Below are 20,247 nucleotides of genomic sequence, written 5' to 3'. Positions count from 1 at the left end.
ATAGGAATAGGGATTGCGCTAAAAGCATGTTGATGGCTCGAATAATTAAGGTTTATGTTACCAAACCTTTTACCCGGACTGTCTAAATCTATGTTGCAGTTTAACGGTCCGTACGACAAATTTGTGACGGTGGTGCCCATAATAATACCTTGCCTATGCCAATTTAAAGACGTCCATAAAACGTCATTCGAGCGGATTCAGATAATTCGATATTTGGTTTTGAATTATACGCTAATACCACCAGCATACGAGTAATCGCACCTTCTGTTGGCGTTACTCTGTGCATCGCATTGCGTCCACGAAACATAACTAATGTGCCTGGGCCTGCGTGCAATATTTTACTTTCTCGTTTGCCATCTAATACTTCTGCTACGCCTTCGTAATTCATTTCACCCGCATCCGCATCGCGCATATTTTCTATGTATTCAAACACGCCACCCGCTTCTGGACTCTGAAATAATAAAGTGGTCGCAAAAGAGGATTCATCAAAATGCCAACCTAGCTCTTGTCCTTCACTCGCATAATGCAGATTGATCGACGATAACGGATCGGCGTAGTTATAAAGCTGCTCTTCTCCAAGCACCGCCGCTAGAAACTTACGGAAGTTCTCTGAGTCATAAAGTGTTCTAAGTGGTGAATCAGCAGCAATTTGATCGTCTGTAATACAACCCTTAGACGATTGAACCTGTCTATTACGAGGATGATCTGCAGGGAATTCAGGATCTGACGGTTTAAGAAAAACGTTGTGGCTGTCTTTAGAGTAATAAGCCTGTTCTTTTTTGGCCTCACCTTCTTCAATAACCTGTTTGATGGCCGCTGCAGATAAAAAGTCAGGTAACACTAGAGCACCGTGTTCATCCAACGTTTGCTTACATTTTTGATGAAATGAGACGTCATTAATTGGGTACTTTTGCAGTTGAATTACTTGCTCTAGATCCATTTCAAATTCCTTTATAATTTTACGACTTCGAAAAGAATAAGTTATGGATGACACGATTAATAACGATATATTCTTAGCACATCATTAAGTTATACTTACTGATAAAATATCGCACACAAATAAGACTTATTGACTATGAAGCCTACTCAGTTGCCTCCTTTAGGAACATTAATTGCATTTGAAGCCGCCGCTGAATATGGTAGTTTTGCGAGTGCCGCTAAAAAACTTTTTGTAACGCCCGCAGCGATTAGTCAAAAAATTCAAGTACTCGAACAACACCTAGGCGTAGTGCTGTTTGATCGCTCTAAAATGGGTGTAAAGTTAACCCATGTTGGAGAAAACTATCTTGTATTCGTACAAAAAGGCCTCGAAAAGCTCCGTTTAGGGCAACAGCAAATCAAGCAATTTAGTAACCCAGATGTTTTAACAATTACCACTCTGCCTTCTGTAGCGACAAAATGGTTAATGCCTCATGTTTTGCAGTGGATGGATCTAAACCCGGGTTTAGAAATACGAATTGAAGCTAGTCATAAGAAAGTCGATTTTAACCAATCAGCATCCGATATCTGCATCTGTTTTGGTGATCAAGATTATTTAGGATTCATACAAGAGCGACTTTTCACTGACTCGGTTTCATTAGTGATTAGCCCTACGTTATTAGAATCTGTAGAGCATTCTGATGATGAAAAAGCCTACCTTCAATCCATTTTAAAATTGCCTATGATTCATGTCGACTGGGGCGATCACAATGACAACTTACCTGATTGGAATGACTGGCTAGATGCCGTTGATTTGAATATCACAGCGCCCAATGGAGGACCACACTTTAACCTTTCAAGTATGGCGATAGAAGCCGCTCTACAAAGTAGAGGCTTATTATTAGGCCAGAAAATGCTAATAAACACTGAACTGAAAAGTGGCCAATTAGTGAAACTCTACGATATTAACCTACCCCTTAAACAATCCTATTTTATTGCCTACCCTAAACGCACGCTCAATAACCCAAATGCAGTGGCTTTTATAAATTGGTTAAAATCACGTTAAGAGCAATAACGATCGAGAAAAGTGTATTGTTCAATTTTTTCTTGCTATAGCGTTAGATTACGAGGCAGGTATACGCTCGATTCCACATATAGTAGATGAGATTATCATATCTAAGAAACCGCGATGTATTTCTTAAAAAAAACAAAGAGTTACATACTTTTTTTCCGCCAAAAATTAGGTGTGAAACCTGTAATCCGCCGAAAAGCTGCAGAGAATTTACTAGGGTTAGCGTAGCCAACTTGTAATGCTATCTCTGTGATAAAAACGGATGTGCTAGTTAAAAGGTGTTTCGCATATTCTATTCTTCGAATAGTAAAGTAGGCATATGGAGCAAAACCTGTTGATGCCTGAAATGAGCGAGTAAAAGAACGAACATCTTGCCCTACTAAATCAGCTAATTCCGTTACTCTTATATCATCGCTAAGTCGGCTTTCTATTAAATCTAAAACCCGCTCTAATTTTCTTCTATTTAATGGATAAACTATTGGCTGCTGTGTTTTTTTAGGTTTGAAATCTATCAGTCTGTTTAATAATGTATTGATGCCTTGTTCAAAAAATGCGCCTGATAATCCATGTACTTCTGCATCTCTCCATAATGCGGTCATTACCGCACTTAACAATGGATCATTATGAAGTTTGGATGCTGCAGGAATAAGGTTATCTACATTAATCGAGCCTTCATTTTCTAATATGAATTTATCAAGGTTAATAGCAATGCCTAACATTTGAGTTGTAGGCCAATAACCCGAAGCAATCGTTTTGGGTAATGCTAAAGCAACGGTTCCTGGTCGCAATACACCTTCCAAAGACGGCCCATCCCCTTCTCTTTTCATACGTCCTATATGTCCAGTACAAAGGTTTAGCATTAGAAATGGTGAAGGATTCACTGAAAAGTTACCCTCAGACGCAACAAAATCAGCATGCGCTAATAAAAGACTTCCTTTTTTATCTGAAATAGAAAGTGACGGAACCCCTCCTAAATCAGACATTCGACTATTCAAGTCATTTAATGCAGTCTTTGATGTATTGTTTTTTAACTGATGTAGCATTCATCTCACCTAGAAGTATCCTGATTATGCACAATACTTCGGTCTATTATTAGAATAAATAATGTTGAATAACAGAATACCATTAATGAGAATGATTATCGACAACATAAGATGACATGTATTCTATTTCTACTGTTTATTGATTCAGATCCATTAAAATAGAGGGCTTGACTCCAGCTGAATGGTGAAAATATTCTGCTTTTATACCGTACACATTTTCAAGGTATGAGCGTTGTAGAACCTTTTCAGGCTTGCCTTTCGTTACAATACTTCCGTTATTTATTAAAACTAATTGATCTGAAAAACTAGCCGCTAAGGACAGATCATGAATCACTGCCAATACACCAATATTACGTTTTGTAAGTTCTTTGGCTAAGGACAACACATGATATTGATGAAACACATCGAGACTTGAAGTCGGTTCATCAAGGAAAAGATAGCGCGCTTCTTCTTGTTCATAAGGCATCCACAATTGTGCTAGCACTCTAGCAAGTTGCGCACGCTGTTGCTCTCCACCTGATAGAGTAATGAAAGTACGCTCCGACAGGTGACCTATTTCCATGAAATCCATCACCTCAGAAATAATATTTTGTTTTTTCAGTTTAGACACTTGCTCTTCATATATGGAACAGCCCATTGAAACGATTTCCATCACAGTAAAACCAAACCCAATTTCATAAGACTGAGTCATGACGGCTCGGGTTTTCCCTAATAGAACAGGAGTGAACGAACCAATAGGCTTTTTATTAATAAGTATATTGCCACTAGTTGGGAGAATGTCACCAGAGCAGGATTTCAATAATGTGGATTTTCCAGCTCCATTAGGGCCAATAAGCACAGTGAGCTCATCGGGCTTAATCGTTAAATCAATGCTGTTTAGCAGGTTTTTATTATTAATAGTGACAGACAATGATTGTATTTCAACACTCATAACAAGTTTCCTTTAAATCTAAAATATTAATATCGACTTGCTTGTCTATATAAAACGAATAAAAAGAAAGGACCACCTAATGCACTAGTAACCAAGCCAATAGGAAGCTCTGCAGGGATAATAACAACACGTGCAATCACATCAGTGATAGTTAAAAAGCTCGCTCCGAGCAACATGCTGACAGGAAAAAGAAAACGATGATCTGGACCAATAATAATTCTTACTAAATGAGGAACAATAAAACCAACGAAACCAATCATTCCACTAATAGATACTGATGCACCGACAGCAATAGCAGTAAACAGAAACACTTGTTTCTTGAGCCCTGACACAGAAACACCGAGGTGCTGAGCTTGCGCTTCGCCAAGTAAATACAGATTAAGAGGCTTAGCCAGCCGACTAAGACCAACAAGGCTGATAGAAATTAAAAACAATACAGGTAATATTAATGACCAACCATTTCCTCCTAAATTTCCCATTGTCCAAAAAGTAAGCTCTCTAAGTTCACTGTCACTACTGACTAATGTCAAAATACCAATAAAAGAACCAACAATCGCATTTACTGCGATGCCAGATAACAACAAAGTAATAATGGTGAATTGGCCTTGACGATTACTCACTCTGTAAATAATCGTACAAACACCAAGACAACCAAGCATGGCTCCCAGTGGAAGAGCATAAGAACCAACTAGATCCATGACTTGAGGAAAAATAGAGTCGCCTATAACAATCACAGTTACGGCTCCTAAAGCACCACCACCAGCGACACCAATTAAACTAGGGTCGGCTAATGGATTTCTAAAAAGCGCCTGCATGGCAGCACCGCATATACCAAGAGCAGCACCGACGCCAAGAGACAATAAAGTTCTGGGCAACCGAATTTCAAATAAAATTCGTGTACTTAATGAATTATGCTCAAGTGAAAAACCATGGCTAAAATAAGATAGGACATCACTCATTGAAATAGAGACAGCACCAATAGTTATGGCTAATAATGCTGAAAAAAACAGTAACCCCAAAGTAAAAGGGATCGCCATAATCTGTCGTTTTCTTCTTTGCTTATTCAAAGCTAAAACTTCTTGCATGACTTAGCGCTCTACCATTGATGGCAGATCATCTCGCGGGTAACGAAACTCATAGCCCTCTGGCAAAGGGAAATCCTTATGAATCACAGTACCTAATTCAACAATTGCTTGAGGTGTGCGGGGACCAAAACCAAGGAGATAAATACCATCTATTATATAAACAGCTTTATTCTTCACTGCTTTCATATATTTGAAGTGAGGAAGGTTGTCCATTTGCTTAAATGTATCTTGTCTCCGATTCATAACAATAATTACATCTGGATTTAATTCCAATGCGGACTCTGGAGAAAGCTTTATCCACCCTTCATAATCGGCCAATACATTTATTGCGCCCGCCTCTTCAACCACAGTGTGAGCAGGTGTAGCACGACCAGAAGCAATGGGAGCGCCGTTTTCAAGTGTGAGGAAAAACAACACTCTAGGTGGTGTGTTTTTTGCCGATTCAGGAAGGTGTTGCTTAGCGTAAGCAAGGGCATCAAGGTCAATTTGCATATCCTCTAAAAGCACATCACCTTTGTCTTCAACACCCAGTAACTTCGCAATGTACATAACTTTTTCTTGCAACGTTTTAATTGTGTTATCTTTTTCTATTATGTCTATTTTTACGCCGATCGAGCCTATTTGCTTAAGTGCTTTAGTAGGCCCTGCATCCTCCTCCCCTAGAAGCAAGTCAGGGTTTAAAGAAAGAGCACCTTCTACAGAAATGTTTCGGACATAACCTAATTGAGGGAATTTTTTAGTCTCTTCAGGAAAGTTACTCGTAGAGTCCACTCCAACAATACGACTTTGCTCCCCAAGGCGATAAATGATTTCGGTGATAGAGCCACCAGCAACGGCGATTCGCTCAGGAGTAACTGCATTAACCGCAGAACTAGTCAAAGCAATAAAACAGCTTATAAATAATAACCGATGCACCATCACATTTAATCCAGTAAATCAAAAAAATAAATGATAACCATTACTATTAGTATGTCAACGATATCTCAATATCAGTCCCGCTTATGGAGTATTTTAAACACTTATGGAGTAGCTTGAGACTAACTATCTATTTAATATTAATGATAATTATTATCATTAATATTGGAGATGCCATTAATGCTCAAAAATACTGCACTCATAACGCTATGCTTACCGCTCATCCTTACCTCAGAAACAGCAAGAGCAGAAGAAAATAGCGTAACTCTGTCAGATAAAACCTTTACTTTGGATACCATTGTTGTAAACGCTGGTTTACTCGATCAATCAATATTAGACAGTGCTGAAAGTGTTGAAATATTCAACGAGAACACACTAGAAAATCAGGCTGGATTGACGACTGTTAAAGATGTATTAGAAGCAACGTCTAATGTATCTGTAACAGACGGAACAGGCACTGTCGCTACGGTACGTGGTATTGACGGTACTGGTGCTGCTCAAAACGCAATTGCCCTTTATGCCGGAGGTAGATCGAGATTAAGCTACGAAGTAGACAATAGACCCATGTCTTTCAATGAAGTGGCATATAGTGATATCAATTTATTTGATATCGATACAGTAGAAGTATTACGCGGCCCACAAAGCACTCTAGTTGGTCGAAACGCAATGGCTGGCACCGTAAATATAAAAACAAATGACCCGCTATTTAAAGATGAAACTATTTTGCGAGTAGCCGCTGGAAACTACGATACTCAGCAATTATCTGCCGTCGTAAATAGACCAATAACGGAAGACTCTATTGCTTTTCGTCTTGTCGCAGATTGGACAAGAAAAAGTTCTTCGGTTGAGTATGAGGCTTATGATGGTGTAGACAAACCTGGTCTTTATGAAAGTGTTAATATCCGAGGCAAACTTCTTGTTGCTCCTGAAACAGACAATAATGCAAGATTACTAATAGGCTTATCGCATACCGATTACTCTGGTCCAGCTAACGAAGTTATTTCTGAACCCTATGAAGATAAGGTTTCAAACGCCGTTAATCAGCCTCGACATAATCCTATAACCAACTCAGTTTCTGTGGATTATTCTCAAGACCTTACATCTGCATTTCAATTCAAGTTAAATGCATCAGTAACAGATGTAGACTTCACTCGTACAACCGAAGTGGACAAAACAAATACCACTATTGATACCCGTGAATATGTCTTAGAACCTCAAATCTATTATGATGATGAAAAATTGAATGCCGTGGCAGGGCTCTATTATTACAACGCACGAGAAGAGCAATTTTCAGAACTATTTAGTGTAGGAGACCTGCATTATGAAGACGATACAGATACTTTCAGCGCCTATACCGAAGGCTCTTTCGTCTTGTCAGAAAACATAGCCTTGTCGTTGGGTTTACGTTACGAGCAAGAATCCAGAAAACGTAATGGTGGTGCCTACAGTAGTGGCGTAACAGCTGACGACTTTAGCCACAATGAAGATTATTCAGAATTTTTACCTAAAATTGGCATCAACTGGCACCAATCAAAAAATAACAGCTGGGGGGCCCAAATATCCAAAGGCTATAATGCCGGCGGAGCGGGTTGGACACTTGACTCCAGCACCTATGCGGTTAATGACTATGAGTTCGAAGAAGAAACCTCTTGGACTTATGAAATTTATGGACGACAAACACTTTTAGATGGACGTGTTAGTAGCACACAGAATCTGTTTCATACTCGTTACGATAATCTACAACTGGCCTACAGCACAACTGGCGACTGGGGTAATGATAGTGCGTATTCCATTGTGAACGCTGACAAAGTAAATACCTGGGGATTTGAGCAAGGCTTAACCGTATTTATTTCTGATCAATTCACAATCTCAGGCACCGTAGCATTATTAAATACGGAAGTGGCTAAATTTTCGGAGGACACAAGCTTAGAAAGCAATGAACTCGTTACTGCTCCGACCATTACATCTAGTCTCAATTTGAATTGGCATAAAGATGCATGGCAAGCGAATTTGAATCTACGTTACTCCGACAGTTATTTCACTTACCTATCAAACGAATCTGAATCAGAAACAGACGCTTATGTTGTCGCTAACGCTAAAGCTTCCTACACAATTGGTAACGCTATGTTATTTGCCAGTATAGATAACCTATTTGATAACGATGCAGTGATCTATCAACGCTCAGATTCAGATTCTGCTTATGCAGATTCAGCAGTGCTACTGCAGCCGAGAACTTTCTTAGTTGGTATTCAGTATCAGTTTTAACACGGTAATAGGAACGAGAATGGGCTCTTTAACACTCGATCAAACTCATTGGCCTTTGGCACTAACAATCGCACAAGAAAAGTTAACCTTTGAACAACACATCGAATCTTTAGAAGGTTGGAATACCTGGTTTGAGAGAAACGAACCTTTCCATGTCATTAGGTTTTATGCAGATAAAGCCTCTCTTGAGCAAGCTTCTGGTGTCGGTAAAGCGACACTAGAATGGATGAAAAAAGGGGCGGATATAAAGTTTCATACTCTAGTGAAAAGTATGTCAATTATTGTTCCTCCTGATCAATATCATCGTATGAGCAAAATGAATGTACCCAAGGTCTTTGGAATTCCAGGTGGTATTTTCCCTTCACTTGAAGAAGCATTTATATGGCTTAGTGAGTCACCCGATGACATTGATTTATCTGGAATTAAAGGAGATTGGAAGAGCGCAGTAAAAAAAATGATTGAAGCTCTATAACAATATTAAGCAAGATCGTCAGATATCAAAATCCCCTATTAGATTACTCATAGGGGATTGTTCCTATTATCTTTCTATAACTAAGTTATGACTTAAATGAGTCAACAAAAGACTAAATTAAAGAAGAGTTGTTGGTCACGGCCAAAAAGCGTCGAAAAATCATCACCGAGTACATTAAGAAAGTACAAAAATCCAGCCTGAATTAATCGTAGTGTTCTTATTTTTATTAAGTGGCTATAGTTATTGTATCTCGATCACTACACCATTTTATGGTGCTGAATTTTCCAAGGTTCTCGGGACATTCTTTTACTTCAGAATGTTTTTTACGCTCTTCTATTATTTTTTATAATTCTCCAAGTCTTCATTGCCCCCTTCTTTTGCAGAAAATCATTCATTTCATTTCTTGATCACAAAGAGAAAAAAACACAAAAAAGAGAGTAACGTGATTGAAAATGGTGAGTAGCTATGAAGTGTCGAGATATGCACTTTACATTTTTAGAAAGTAAAATAAATGGTACGCCCGAGAGGATTCGAACCTCCGGCCTTCGCCTCCGGAGGGCGACGCTCTATCCAGCTGAGCTACGGGCGCATGACTGTGGCTTTATGTGTTGTAGTTCGATTCACGAGCTACAAAGCCAAGTGGAATTGGAGTGCGTATTCTAATGGAATACACGCAGGTTTCCAGTGATTAATCACAGAAAGTATCAGATAACCGGTATTTTTATATCTGCTTATGTCATTTACCTTGTTGAGGAAGTCGAGGATAATTCTTTTTTACTTTTTCCTCCTTTATTTCCATAAGGAATGTTTAGACATGCAGTTCCAACAGGTTATTTTCAGTCAGATAGCAGTTTGTGTTCTTGCTTTTTTCGCTATGGGTTCCAGCAGTTTTGTATTAGCGGAACGTTCTGGTGATAAGGTGTTTAATACCTATTGTATTGCCTGCCATATGAGCGGTGTTGCTGGTGCGCCTAAGTTTGGTGACAAAGCAGATTGGCAATCACATATCGAAAAAGGTATGGAAACGTTATTAGCTAATGTGACTAGCGGCATTAATGCCATGCCGCCAAAAGGTTTGTGTTTTGATTGTAATGACGACGAAATACAAGGTGCTATCCAATACATAATAGACAACAGCCAAAACTAATTCGTTTGGCTTTTATTGGGTCATTCGTTAGTCATTTAACATCGCTTTTAACGCTGACAAAGAAGCTTGTCCTCGCTCTTTTTTAGCCGTTTCTCCTTCATCACCTCGCCCTTCCCAAATAAGATCTTCTTCTGGTAATTCATCCAAGAATCGACTCGGTAGACAGTCGATTTCTTCACCGTATTGTCGACGTTTAGCCGCCATGGTAATGCATAAGGTTTTCTTAGCGCGAGTGATACCAACATACGCCAGTCGCCGCTCTTCTTCTATATCGTCGTTTTCAATACTGTTACGGTGAGGGAGAAGTTCTTCTTCACAACCGATTAAAAAAACGTGAGGGTATTCAAGACCTTTTGAAGCATGGAGCGTCAGTAGCTGTACTTTATCTTCGTCTTCATCTTCTTCTTGACGCTCTAGCATATCAATCAATAGAAGCTTACTAATGGCTTGATCTAAGCCTGCTGTTTCATCTTCTTCCCACGCGGATTCCATCATGCGTTGGATAGAATCTAATAAGAAACGTACGTTTTCTATTCGACGTTCAGCCGCCTTGGTCGATGAGGTTTGTTCCTGAATCCAGCCGTAATAATCCATGTCATGAATCATTTGTTCAATCACAGGTACGGGGGAAGCGCCTTCTAAACGTTTGCGTAAAGTAGACATCCAACGTTCGAATTCTTGTAGGCTTTTCAACGAGCGCCCTGTGATCTCTTCTTCAATTTCTTTGTAACCTGACGCTTCAAATAAGCTGACGCCATGTGCAGTGGCAAGGTTACCAACTTTTTCTAATGTCGCAGGACCAATCTCTCGGCGCGGCAGGTTCACAACTCGCAAGAAAGCGTTATCGTCTGACGGATTCACTAAAAGACGAAGATACCCCATTAAATCTTTAATTTCGGCTCGAGAGAAAAACGAGGTACCGCCATTCATTTTATAAGGAATACGATAAGCCTGTAACTTAATCTCTAATAAGCGCGCTTGGTGATTGCCTCGATACAAGATAGCAAAATCACGATATGGAATATCATGCCGCAAATGCCGAGATTGAATTTCAGCCGCAACGCGTTCTGATTCTGAATCTTCGTTTCGTGTCACCATGACTCGTATCGGGTCACCAATACCAAGATCACTCCACAAGGCTTTGTCGTATACGTGGGGATTGTTAGCGATCAGGGTATTAGCCGCTTTCAAAATGGTTTTTGTTGAACGATAATTTTGTTCTAGTTTGACAAGTTTTAAATTCGGGTAATCAACAGACAAGCGTTCAAGGTTTTCAGGTCGAGCACCACGCCATGCATAAATCGATTGGTCATCATCTCCTACCAAGGTGAAGCAGCGACGATAACCTGCAAGCAAGCGGATCAATTCGTATTGGCTGCCATTGGTGTCTTGGCACTCATCCACCAGCAAATAACGAACCTTCTTCTGCCAGCGTTCACGCAAATTTTCATTGGCCATCAATAAACTAACAGGCAAGAGTATTAAGTCATCAAAATCTACCGCGTTGTAAGCGCGCAAATAACGCTGATATTGTGCATAGACTTGCGCCGCCAATAAGTACTCTTCTGTGTCCGCATTGGTCATGGCTTCTTGTGGTGTGGTTAGGTCATTCTTCCAATTCGAAACCGTATTTTGACAATAAGCCGCGGAATCAGTTTGTCCGTTAAATTCTTTATCTAAAATCTCTTTGATTAAGCTAAACGAGTCTTGAGAATCGAATAAAGTAAAACCTTCTTTTAAACCAGCCAGTCTGTATTCTTTACGAAGAATACGTAAACCCAAATTATGGAAGGTCGAGATGCTCAGGCCTCTACTTTCTTGCTTGGACAAAATACTCACAACCCGCTCTTTCATTTCTCGGGCGGCTTTGTTGGTAAAGGTTACGGCAATAATACTGTTGGCTTTATAACCGCAGGTTTGAATCAAATAGGCGATTTTAGTGGTGATTACACTGGTCTTTCCTGAACCTGCCCCGGCTAATACAAGCAAAGGTCCATCGATCTGTTTAACGGCGTCTAATTGACGTTCGTTCAAACTACGAAGACGTTGAGATATGGATGGAAGCGGTTCACTCATGAAAAGACTCGGGATAAAAAGAGGATTAGAAAATACAACTAAGTGTACCCGACATTTATTCGGCTAGCACGAACAGAACGAGATGGATTCACCCTAAAAAAACACAACAACGAAAGGCAAAAATAAAAAAGGGATGCACAAACGGCATCCCTTTTACTTACTGAGTCTAATAGATTTTATTCAGAGGTATCTTTAGTAATTGGTCGACGACTCCAATAACTCGCCAACAAAGAGCCTGAGATGTTGTGCCACACACTGAAAAGAGTGCCTGGTAAAGCCGACATAGGCGTAAAAAATTTAACTGCTAAAGCAGCGGCCAATCCTGAGTTTTGCAAACCTACTTCAAAGGCAATAGTACGGCAAACTTTAGCATCAAAACCTAACAAGTAAGTTACCCAGTAACCCAGAGTCAAGCCAATCGCATTATGTAGAATAACGGCTGCGGCAACGATTAATCCCACTTCAACCAGTTTAGAAGAACTTAACGCTACAACGATCGCAATAATCAACACAATCGCAAACATAGAAATGTATGGAAAAATCGGTTCAGCTTTACGAACAAGCTTAGAAAAAAGCGTATTAATCACCACACCAGCGGCAACAGGAAGCAATACAATTTTAAACAAGCTAATCAACATAGATATCACAGGAACATCGACGCTTTTCCCGATCATCAAAGACACAAGAAAAGGTGTTAATAACACACCGATTAAGGTTGAAATAGCTGTCATAGAAATCGACAAGGCTGTATCACCTTTTGCTAAATAACACATAATGTTGGACGACGTTCCGCCTGCAACACTACCTACTAGTAACATACCGATCGTCAATTCCGTATCAAAACCAAATATCATCGCAATACCAAATGCAGTAATAGGCATGACTAAAAACTGCAGTAATACACCAACACCAACAGCCTTGCTGCTTTTTAATACTTTTTTAAAATCCGTTGGATGTAAGGTAAGACCCATGGCTAGCATGATAACCATAAGTAATGGAACGATTTGTGTTTTTAGCCCAACAAATAAATCTGGCTGAAAAAAAGCAAGTGCAGAAAGCAAGATTGCCCAAAGAGGAAAAAGCTGGATAACCATAATATAAAACTCCATTTATGCGACGCGAATTTGACCTTAATCAACCAAACCGAATGCGCAATGTTTATTAATTATTATTAGTCCACTCAAGATTATTAACGATGGTTTTGAACAAACGACCGCATGAGAAAAGAGATCTCAAACATAAGCCATAAAATGGGAACAAGATTGTAACGAAATGAAAACGGTTAAAATAGTTTTTATCAAATTAAGAAAGAATCATGACGAATCCAATGCATTAATAGAAATTACTGGCGACGCCTATTAAAAGATCGTTATGCTGATATCAGCACAAGACAATCACGCTTTACTGAATAAATACGTTCTAAAATATGAATCACGAGACATCAAAATGACGGATAACAAAATAGCCATTATTGGCGGTGGACTCAGCGGTCTCTATGCCGCGTATTTACTTGAGCAGCAAGGCATAACAGATTACGTTCTGCTGGAAGCTCGCGATGTTTTGGGTGGACGTATCAGCAGTGCTTCTATAGGCAGCGCATCAACTACAGACGGTGCATCAGCTACAGATAAGGTTGATCTTGGCCCTACTTGGTTTTGGCCAGATTTCCAACACCAATTGGATTCATTAATTGCAGAATTGGAGCTAGAACGTTTTAACCAATATGACACTGGCAATATGGTTATTGAGCGCTCACCTCATGAAGCACCCGTTGTAATGAGAGGATACGCAACTTCTCCACCATCAATACGATTAATAGGTGGCATGGAAGCACTGATTCACAAACTCCACTCAAAGCTTAGTAACACTCAGATTCTGCTTGGCAAAACAGTCTCTTCCATTCAAAAAACAAACAAGAATATAGAAATCTGCTTTCAAGACACAGCAGACCCAGATGTTATACATTCTACGTTTGTGCAATATGTTCTATTAGCAATACCACCTCGTTTGGTTGAGAACAATATTGATTTCGTTCCCGCACTGCCTAGCTCTTTAGCAAGCCAGTGGCGTAACACGGCAACATGGATGGCAGGGCATGCAAAATATATCGCGGTTTACGATACGCCATTTTGGCGAGAAGCAGGATTGTCTGGAAGCGCTCAAAGCAGACTCGGTCCCATGGTAGAGATTCACGATGCTTCTATGCCAAACGAAAGTGCTGCCCTATTTGGTTTTATCGGCGTTCCAGCAACAGCTCGTAAAAGCCTAACGAATGACCAACTAAAAGCTCACTGCCTGAATCAACTTATTCGATTATTTGGAGACCAAGCCTCAACGCCCAAATTAACCGTATTAAAAGACTGGGCTCAGGATCCATTTACAGCAACATCTCTTGATTTTGATGAAGCAGGTCATCATGGCAGCGCGCCAGAAATGATGGCAACAGACAGTCCGTGGCAAGGAAAATTAATAGGGATTGGCAGTGAATGGTCCGCTCAATTTCCAGGTTATGTTGCAGGTGCGATTGAAGCCGCAACAGCAGGCGTTTCAGAATATATCCATCAGACGACGCAGGCTGAAAAGTAAAAAGCGGTATTAAATCCGACTTACTGTTTGTTAATCAGCAAGCCGGCTACTTCCATTAAAAAACACCTCGTTTAATACAACTAAATACGTTTTCTCTTTTTAAAAGATAACTATCATAAAGCTTACACATTACTTGAACGATTGCTCAAAATAAACATTGAACAAGTGTTCAACTGAATCTATAGTGATCGCAACTTCAAGGAACAAAAGTTCCGATTGAACAAATTTCAACTTAGATAAGTAGAGAGAATTATTTATGTCAAACTTCAAAATCCACACAATCGAATCCGCTCCAGCAGACAGCAAAGCCATCTTAGAAGGCGCGAAAGCTCAAATGGGAACTATCCCTAATCTTCTAGGTACAATGGCTGAATCACCAAGCACTCTTAAAGCTTACAACCTTCTAAATGAGCAATTCACAAATTCTTCTTTTAATGCAGAAGAGTTAACCGTTGTATGGCAAACCATTAATGTTGAACATGAATGTCATTACTGTGTTCCAGCACACACAGCTATTGCTCATTCAATGAAAGTGGATGCGGCACTAACGGATGCTTTGCGCAATGGCGAAGCAATGCCAACAGCGAAGCTACAAGCGCTTCATGATTTCACATTGAGCATTGTTCGCAATCGTGGCAATGTTTCTGAAGACGATCTAAAAGCATTCTTCGCAGCGGGCTACGCACAACAGCAAGTTCTTGAAGTCATCCTTGGCCTGTCTCAGAAAGTGATTAGCAACTACGTTAACCATGTTGCGAAAACACCTGTAGACCCAATGTTTGAATCTTTCGCTTGGTCTAAAAAATAAGCTCTAAGAAATAAGCTCTAAAACACACGAATAGAAATACACGAAACAAGCTTGTTTCTTCTATTATTGAAGAGACAAGTTTTCGTTTATTAGCTGCGTCAATTTTTTGATAAAATCTAATAATCTTACGCAACATCTTTAGGAGTGATGATAATGGAAAACCAATACACACCACCAAAAGTCTGGACTCATGATGCTGAAAGTGGCGGTAAATGGGCCAGTGTAAACCGCCCTACATCAGGCGCGACTCATGAAAAAAAATTGCCAGTTGGTGACCATGCTTTACAGCTGCATTCATTAGCAACACCAAATGGCCAGAAAATCACCATCATGCTGGAAGAGCTTTTAGCATTAGGAAAAGACGCAGAATACGACGCTTTCCTTATTAATATTGGTGAAGGTGATCAGTTTTCATCTGGCTTTGTAGAGATCAATCCCAACTCCAAAATCCCAGCACTTGTAGATAAAGCGAATGGCAGTGCGGAACCTATTTTTGAGTCCGCTTCTATTCTGGTCTACCTTGCTGAAAAATTTGGTGCATTGCTGCCAGAAAGTGGCGTTAAACGCACACAAGTAATGAACTGGTTATTTTGGTTACACGGATCAGCACCTTATTTAGGTGGCGGCTTTGGGCACTTTTACGCTTATGCGCCAGAAAAATTTGAGTATCCGATCAACCGTTTCACGATGGAAACCAAACGCCAATTGGATGTTTTAAACAAGCAATTAGCGAAACACGAATTCCTTGCTGGTGACGAGTTTAGTATTGCCGACATTGCTACTTGGCCTTGGTATGGCAATCTGGTTCTCGGCAACGTCTACGATGCACAAGAGTTCCTTCAAGTAGAAGAGTACACCCATGTTTTACGTTGGGCGAAGGCAATCGAAGCCCGTCCAGCCGTACAACGCGGTCGTATTGTTAACCGGAGCTGGGGTGAACCTTGGGAACAAGTTCCAAATCGTCACAGCGCGGCTGACATTGATAAAGTGTTAGCACTGAAACCTGAGTAAAACCTAAAGATAATAGAAAAAGTGAAAAGCCAGTAATCTGACTGTTACTTGGCTTTTCATTTTTCAGACACGCTTTATTAAGGCTTTCTCCAAGCTAAAAAGTCACCAGTAAAAAATGAGCCATGAGTAAACAAACAAAATTTAATCGCGACGACGTGATCGAAAAAGCCAAAAATCTCTATTGGGAAAAAGGCTATCACGCAACGTCCATGAGAAACCTGCAAGACGTCATAGATATGCGCCCCGGTAGCATTTATGCAGCTTTTGGCAGCAAAGAAAATTTGTTTAAAGAAGCACTCAATCGTTATGCACAAGAAGGTTCTGATCAGCTTGCCAACAGTATGGCGCAAGAAGAAACAGCGCTAGGCGGTTTGAAACGATTTGTTCGCAATGTGACGCTGTGCAACAAAGACACTGTCCCCAGTGGCATGTGCATGATAGTCAAAAGTGTCGCGGAACTAACACAGGACGACAATCCAGATTTACTTGCCTGCGCAACGGCTATTTTAGAAAGTGTGGAAAGCTCTTTTGCTCTTATCTTCCAACAAGCGATCGATAACGGAGAAATCAGCGAAGATAAAAAACCAGCTGAATTAGCTCGTTATTTACAGGTTCAAATCATGGGTTTAAAAACCTATGTACAAGCAACAAACAATCTAGAAGCCATCGAAAAGCTGATCGATGATGTATTTGCAGGGCTGAGCTAACGCGTCAACGTATCGCCCAGCACTTCCATTTTTAGCCTAGCACTTCCATTTATAACTCAACATTTCAACTTACAACCAATGCCTGCACGGAACGGGCATCACAAGGATAAACACCATGAAAGATAAAATTAAACTGGATATTGTGTCTGATATCGTGTGCCCATGGTGCATCGTAGGTTACAAACATTTAGAAGCCGCCATTGATGAATTAGGCCTGCAAGATAGAGTTGAAATCGAATGGCAACCGTTCGAACTGAACCCAAATATGCCAGCACAAGGCGAGAACTTACGTGCTCATGTATTACGTAAATATGGCGCGACACGTGAAGACAGTGACAAAGCTCGGGCAAACATAAGTGGTTTTGGCGCTGAATGTGGCTTTAAGTTCGATTACTTTGAAGAAATGAAAATGGTAAACACTCGTGACGCACACAGTCTTCTCGACTTCGCTCACGAGCAAGGTTTGCAGCATGAGTTAAAACAGCGCCTATTTTCTGCCTTTTTCACCGAGCATAAAGACATCTCTGATCATTCTGTGCTTTTGGCTGAAGCTGAAACTGTTGGCCTAAATCCAGAGCAAGCTAAATTAGCTATAAATGATACTGACCGCCGTGATGCTATTGAAAGGCTTGAAAGACAGTGGCAACAACAAGGTATTTCAGGTGTACCCACTGTTATTTTCAACCGCAGTAGCGCAATGACAGGGGCTCATCCACAAAGTAGCTATAAAGACGTGTTGAAAGAATTGGCTGGGCTCTAAATTAATCAATAAATAAGAGCCGAGCGAACTAGTCCATTGCAGGAAGATAAATCTCACTGCAATGGTTCACTAACCTTACCAAGAAGGTCTAAACAAGATGAATAAAGCTCGCAACATCGACGTACTGCTTTTTGACGTAAATGAAACCTTGCTGGATATCACAACGCTCGAACCTTTTTTTCTTCGTGTGTTCAACGATCCATCTGTGTTAAGAAATTGGTTTGCCGAACTTGTTCTTTATTCTCAAGCCATAACGATCTCAGGACTCTATGAACCTTTTGGTAGTCTAGCTGTTGGTACATTGAACATGATCGGAGCTAATCACAATGTTTCAATTTCCGACGATGATGTGAAAGAATTCAAAGCATTACTCACTAATCTTCCACCACATCCTGATGTGATACCGGCTTTAGAACGTTTGCAAACGGCAGGCTTTCGTTTAGCCACTCTGACAAATTCTGCACCCACGACATCACCTACATTATTAGAAAAAGCAGGGATTAATCATTTCTTCGAACATCAATTTAGTGTCGATACTGTACGTGCTTTTAAACCTCATCCAGCGACTTATCATCATGCAGCACAGGAGTTTGGTGTTGATCTAAATAGAATATGTCTTGTTGCCTGTCATTTATGGGACACGATAGGCGCGCAAGCAGCTGGTTGTTCTGGCGCTTTTATCACTCGCCCAAACAATAATATGTTGATCGCCGGCAATGTGCCTCAACCTAACTTTATCGCTGAAGATATTATGAATCTTGCAGATCAATTGCTCGCAGTTAAGAAGACGCTGCCATAGCAAGGGTCTTCTCCATTTTCCTGTAACTTAACGATTCCATTAAGTGTGCTCTCGTCACATTCGAATCGCTTAAATCCGCTAAAGTTAATGCCACCTTTAACACTCGGTGGTAAGCCCGCGCAGAAAGTTTTAAGGCCTCCAACGCTTGTTGCATAAAATATTTGTCGTCATCACTTAGTGCACAAATACTTTCTAACTGTCGCCCACTGAGTAAAGCATTTTGTACTCCTTGTCGCGCTCTTTGTCTGGCAACAGCGAGCTCAACCCGTTGCCGAACAATTGCGCTGCATTCGCCCTCCTCTTCTGCGTTTACTAAAATAGTAGATGGCAGCGGCGGCACTTCTACGTGTAAATCAATCCGGTCTAAAAATGGCGCAGATAATTTTTTAAGGTATTTCTGGCTGGCGCTAGATTGGTAGTAGTCTTGTCCACCAGTGTAGGCTTCATTACTGGCATTCATCGCGGCAACTAACTGAAATCGAGCTGGAAAAGTAACCTGTCCACGGGCTCTGGATATATGTACCTCTCCGTTCTCTAACGGCTCCCTTAATACTTCCAATACTTTGCGATCAAACTCTGGAAGTTCATCTAAAAATAAAACGCCACAATGAGCCAAAGACGCTTCTCCAGGTTTAGGAACGGAACCCCCTCCTACTAGCGCAGCAGCCGAACAAGAATGATGAGGTGAACGAAAGGGACGTTCAGACCAATACCAATCTAGCCCCATTTTTCGTCCTGCAACAGATTGGACAGATGCAACAGCCAAGGCTTCTTGCTCTGTCATCGCTGGCATAATACTGGGTAATCTTGAAGCCAGCATGGTTTTTCCTGTTCCAGCAGGACCGATAAAAAGTAAGTTATGGCCACCAGCAGCCGCCACTTCTAATGCTCGTCTTGCCTGATATTGGCCTTTCACATCACGCATGTCTTTATGATCTAAAGGTAAAGGCTCTGGTGGCTTAGAGACGCAAGTAGGTAATTTAGCTAACTTTAAAAGATGTGCTGTCACTTCGGTTAGATGCTTGGCAAATACAGCATCACTTTCCACCAGAGCGGCTTCTTGTTGGTTATCTTCTGGTAAAATAAGCTGTCGATTAGATTCGTGACAAGCAATAGCAGAGGGCAATAAGCCTGGAATACCGCGAATGTCACCAGATAGCGCAAGCTCGCCGATAAATTCAATGTCTCTCAAATTTAACTCGCCTAATTGACCTGATGCAACCAAAACGCTGATAGCGATCGCAAGGTCGTAGCGTCCACCTTCTTTAGGAAGATCAGCTGGTGCTAAATTAATAGTGACTCGGCGGGTTGGAAACTCAAAATGGCTATTAATTATCGCACTTCGCACGCGATCTTTGGCTTCTCGTACAGCCGCCTCAGGTAATCCGACTATATTTAAGGAAGGCAACCCATTTGAAATATGGGTCTCAACAGTAACTAAAGGGGATGCCACACCCACGCGGGCACGGCTATAAATAGTCGATAAACTCATGATCACTCCTTGATCTTGTTATGTATTTATCATCACGAGCAATCCGGCTCGTTGTTTTCTACGTATTAATCACTTACCTATCAGGTTTTATGTATTAAACAATATATACCCTATAAAAAAAGGCGCTTCAATAAGCGCCTCATATTTCAATTCTTTAGAA

Annotated in this window: 18 protein-coding genes and 1 tRNA gene; 10 read left to right on the top strand and 9 right to left on the bottom strand. The window is 40.6% G+C overall.

Annotated features, from left to right (window positions below; all coding sequences use genetic code 11):
• Positions 1 to 163: 163 nt before the first annotated feature.
• Positions 164 to 940, bottom strand: coding sequence for a HalD/BesD family halogenase (locus IF202_RS08965; protein WP_191594525.1), 777 nt, complete (start codon positions 938 to 940; stop codon positions 164 to 166).
• Between the two features lie 135 nt (positions 941 to 1,075).
• On the opposite strand from IF202_RS08965, the gene IF202_RS08960 reads away from it, so the two are divergent.
• Positions 1,076 to 1,984, top strand: a complete 909-nt coding sequence (locus tag IF202_RS08960; RefSeq protein WP_191594524.1) for a LysR substrate-binding domain-containing protein — start codon at positions 1,076 to 1,078, stop codon at positions 1,982 to 1,984.
• Positions 1,985 to 2,133: 149 nt separating this feature from the next.
• Here IF202_RS08960 and IF202_RS08955 read toward each other — a convergent pair whose 3' ends face one another.
• The 4 genes from IF202_RS08955 to IF202_RS08940 all read right to left on the bottom strand — a co-directional run bounded on the left by IF202_RS08955 (position 2,134) and on the right by IF202_RS08940 (position 5,967).
• Complete coding sequence (locus tag IF202_RS08955) at positions 2,134 to 3,033, bottom strand: helix-turn-helix domain-containing protein (RefSeq protein ID WP_191594523.1); 900 nt, start codon at positions 3,031 to 3,033, stop codon at positions 2,134 to 2,136.
• Positions 3,034 to 3,169: 136 nt separating this feature from the next.
• A complete protein-coding gene (locus IF202_RS08950) occupies positions 3,170 to 3,964 on the bottom strand; it encodes a heme ABC transporter ATP-binding protein (protein WP_191594522.1) in 795 nt (264 codons plus the stop codon).
• A 26-nt stretch (positions 3,965 to 3,990) separates the two neighbouring features.
• Positions 3,991 to 5,049, bottom strand: coding sequence for a FecCD family ABC transporter permease (locus tag IF202_RS08945; protein WP_191594521.1), 1,059 nt, complete (start codon positions 5,047 to 5,049; stop codon positions 3,991 to 3,993).
• A 3-nt stretch (positions 5,050 to 5,052) separates the two neighbouring features.
• A complete protein-coding gene (locus IF202_RS08940) occupies positions 5,053 to 5,967 on the bottom strand; it encodes a heme/hemin ABC transporter substrate-binding protein (RefSeq protein ID WP_235963426.1) in 915 nt (304 codons plus the stop codon).
• Between the two features lie 177 nt (positions 5,968 to 6,144).
• On the opposite strand from IF202_RS08940, the gene IF202_RS08935 reads away from it, so the two are divergent.
• Positions 6,145 to 8,229: a TonB-dependent receptor gene (locus tag IF202_RS08935; RefSeq protein ID WP_191594519.1), complete on the top strand. Its 2,085-nt coding sequence runs from the start codon at positions 6,145 to 6,147 to the stop codon at positions 8,227 to 8,229.
• 19 nt (positions 8,230 to 8,248) lie between these two features.
• Complete coding sequence (locus IF202_RS08930) at positions 8,249 to 8,701, top strand: hypothetical protein (protein WP_191594518.1); 453 nt, start codon at positions 8,249 to 8,251, stop codon at positions 8,699 to 8,701.
• A gap of 512 nt (positions 8,702 to 9,213) precedes the next feature.
• Here the strand turns inward: IF202_RS08930 and IF202_RS08925 are convergent.
• Positions 9,214 to 9,290: transfer RNA gene (locus tag IF202_RS08925), tRNA-Arg, on the bottom strand.
• Positions 9,291 to 9,515: 225 nt separating this feature from the next.
• Here IF202_RS08925 and IF202_RS08920 point away from each other — a divergent pair.
• Entirely contained in the window at positions 9,516 to 9,848 is a 333-nt protein-coding gene (locus IF202_RS08920; RefSeq protein ID WP_191594517.1) for a c-type cytochrome, read from the top strand.
• A 27-nt stretch (positions 9,849 to 9,875) separates the two neighbouring features.
• Here IF202_RS08920 and rep read toward each other — a convergent pair whose 3' ends face one another.
• The gene (rep, locus tag IF202_RS08915) at positions 9,876 to 11,924 is read right to left on the bottom strand and encodes a DNA helicase Rep (protein WP_191594516.1); all 2,049 of its coding nucleotides are present in this window, start codon (positions 11,922 to 11,924) and stop codon (positions 9,876 to 9,878) included.
• A gap of 176 nt (positions 11,925 to 12,100) precedes the next feature.
• The gene (locus IF202_RS08910; RefSeq protein ID WP_191594515.1) at positions 12,101 to 13,018 is read right to left on the bottom strand and encodes a bile acid:sodium symporter family protein; all 918 of its coding nucleotides are present in this window, start codon (positions 13,016 to 13,018) and stop codon (positions 12,101 to 12,103) included.
• Between the two features lie 277 nt (positions 13,019 to 13,295).
• On the opposite strand from IF202_RS08910, the gene IF202_RS08905 reads away from it, so the two are divergent.
• The 6 genes from IF202_RS08905 to IF202_RS08880 all read left to right on the top strand — a co-directional run bounded on the left by IF202_RS08905 (position 13,296) and on the right by IF202_RS08880 (position 18,595).
• Entirely contained in the window at positions 13,296 to 14,510 is a 1,215-nt protein-coding gene (locus tag IF202_RS08905; protein WP_235963380.1) for a flavin monoamine oxidase family protein, read from the top strand.
• Between the two features lie 256 nt (positions 14,511 to 14,766).
• Positions 14,767 to 15,318 carry a carboxymuconolactone decarboxylase family protein gene (locus IF202_RS08900; RefSeq protein ID WP_191594514.1) on the top strand — a complete coding sequence of 184 codons (552 nt, stop codon included), beginning with the start codon at positions 14,767 to 14,769 and terminating at the stop codon, positions 15,316 to 15,318.
• A gap of 153 nt (positions 15,319 to 15,471) precedes the next feature.
• On the top strand, positions 15,472 to 16,329 hold the full coding sequence (gene yghU / locus IF202_RS08895; RefSeq protein ID WP_191594513.1) for a glutathione-dependent disulfide-bond oxidoreductase: 858 nt from the start codon (positions 15,472 to 15,474) through the stop codon (positions 16,327 to 16,329).
• Between the two features lie 122 nt (positions 16,330 to 16,451).
• Positions 16,452 to 17,036 (top strand): TetR/AcrR family transcriptional regulator, encoded by a 585-nt coding sequence (locus tag IF202_RS08890; protein WP_191594512.1) that lies wholly within the window; start codon positions 16,452 to 16,454, stop codon positions 17,034 to 17,036.
• 115 nt (positions 17,037 to 17,151) lie between these two features.
• Positions 17,152 to 17,796, top strand: a complete 645-nt coding sequence (locus IF202_RS08885; RefSeq protein ID WP_191594511.1) for a DsbA family oxidoreductase — start codon at positions 17,152 to 17,154, stop codon at positions 17,794 to 17,796.
• Positions 17,797 to 17,893: 97 nt separating this feature from the next.
• Positions 17,894 to 18,595, top strand: coding sequence for a haloacid dehalogenase type II (locus tag IF202_RS08880; RefSeq protein WP_191594510.1), 702 nt, complete (start codon positions 17,894 to 17,896; stop codon positions 18,593 to 18,595).
• Here IF202_RS08880 and IF202_RS08875 read toward each other — a convergent pair.
• Positions 18,576 to 20,087, bottom strand: a complete 1,512-nt coding sequence (locus tag IF202_RS08875) for a YifB family Mg chelatase-like AAA ATPase (RefSeq protein WP_191594509.1) — start codon at positions 20,085 to 20,087, stop codon at positions 18,576 to 18,578. The genes IF202_RS08880 and IF202_RS08875 overlap by 20 nt on opposite strands.
• Between the last annotated feature and the right edge of the window lie 160 nt (positions 20,088 to 20,247).

It is taken from the genome of Marinomonas colpomeniae (genome assembly GCF_014803385.1).
GTDB lineage: Bacteria > Pseudomonadota > Gammaproteobacteria > Pseudomonadales > Marinomonadaceae > Marinomonas > Marinomonas colpomeniae.
The sequence above is the reverse complement of the archived record's forward strand: the minus strand, read 5'-3'. Positions and strand labels throughout refer to the sequence as shown.

Excerpts from the sequence above, each read along its gene's own strand:
- IF202_RS08965 (WP_191594525.1), bottom strand. The coding sequence starts at position 940 with ATGGATCTAGAGCAAGTAATTCAACTGCAAAAGTACCCAATTAATGAC.
- IF202_RS08960 (WP_191594524.1), top strand. The coding sequence starts at position 1,076 with ATGAAGCCTACTCAGTTGCCTCCTTTAGGAACATTAATTGCATTTGAA.
- IF202_RS08955 (WP_191594523.1), bottom strand. The coding sequence starts at position 3,033 with ATGCTACATCAGTTAAAAAACAATACATCAAAGACTGCATTAAATGAC.
- IF202_RS08950 (WP_191594522.1), bottom strand. The coding sequence starts at position 3,964 with ATGAGTGTTGAAATACAATCATTGTCTGTCACTATTAATAATAAAAAC.
- IF202_RS08945 (WP_191594521.1), bottom strand. The coding sequence starts at position 5,049 with ATGCAAGAAGTTTTAGCTTTGAATAAGCAAAGAAGAAAACGACAGATT.
- IF202_RS08940 (WP_235963426.1), bottom strand. The coding sequence starts at position 5,967 with ATGGTGCATCGGTTATTATTTATAAGCTGTTTTATTGCTTTGACTAGT.
- IF202_RS08935 (WP_191594519.1), top strand. The coding sequence starts at position 6,145 with ATGCTCAAAAATACTGCACTCATAACGCTATGCTTACCGCTCATCCTT.
- IF202_RS08930 (WP_191594518.1), top strand. The coding sequence starts at position 8,249 with ATGGGCTCTTTAACACTCGATCAAACTCATTGGCCTTTGGCACTAACA.
- IF202_RS08920 (WP_191594517.1), top strand. The coding sequence starts at position 9,516 with ATGCAGTTCCAACAGGTTATTTTCAGTCAGATAGCAGTTTGTGTTCTT.
- rep (WP_191594516.1), bottom strand. The coding sequence starts at position 11,924 with ATGAGTGAACCGCTTCCATCCATATCTCAACGTCTTCGTAGTTTGAAC.
- IF202_RS08910 (WP_191594515.1), bottom strand. The coding sequence starts at position 13,018 with ATGGTTATCCAGCTTTTTCCTCTTTGGGCAATCTTGCTTTCTGCACTT.
- IF202_RS08905 (WP_235963380.1), top strand. The coding sequence starts at position 13,296 with ATGCTGATATCAGCACAAGACAATCACGCTTTACTGAATAAATACGTT.
- IF202_RS08900 (WP_191594514.1), top strand. The coding sequence starts at position 14,767 with ATGTCAAACTTCAAAATCCACACAATCGAATCCGCTCCAGCAGACAGC.
- yghU (WP_191594513.1), top strand. The coding sequence starts at position 15,472 with ATGGAAAACCAATACACACCACCAAAAGTCTGGACTCATGATGCTGAA.
- IF202_RS08890 (WP_191594512.1), top strand. The coding sequence starts at position 16,452 with ATGAGTAAACAAACAAAATTTAATCGCGACGACGTGATCGAAAAAGCC.
- IF202_RS08885 (WP_191594511.1), top strand. The coding sequence starts at position 17,152 with ATGAAAGATAAAATTAAACTGGATATTGTGTCTGATATCGTGTGCCCA.
- IF202_RS08880 (WP_191594510.1), top strand. The coding sequence starts at position 17,894 with ATGAATAAAGCTCGCAACATCGACGTACTGCTTTTTGACGTAAATGAA.
- IF202_RS08875 (WP_191594509.1), bottom strand. The coding sequence starts at position 20,087 with ATGAGTTTATCGACTATTTATAGCCGTGCCCGCGTGGGTGTGGCATCC.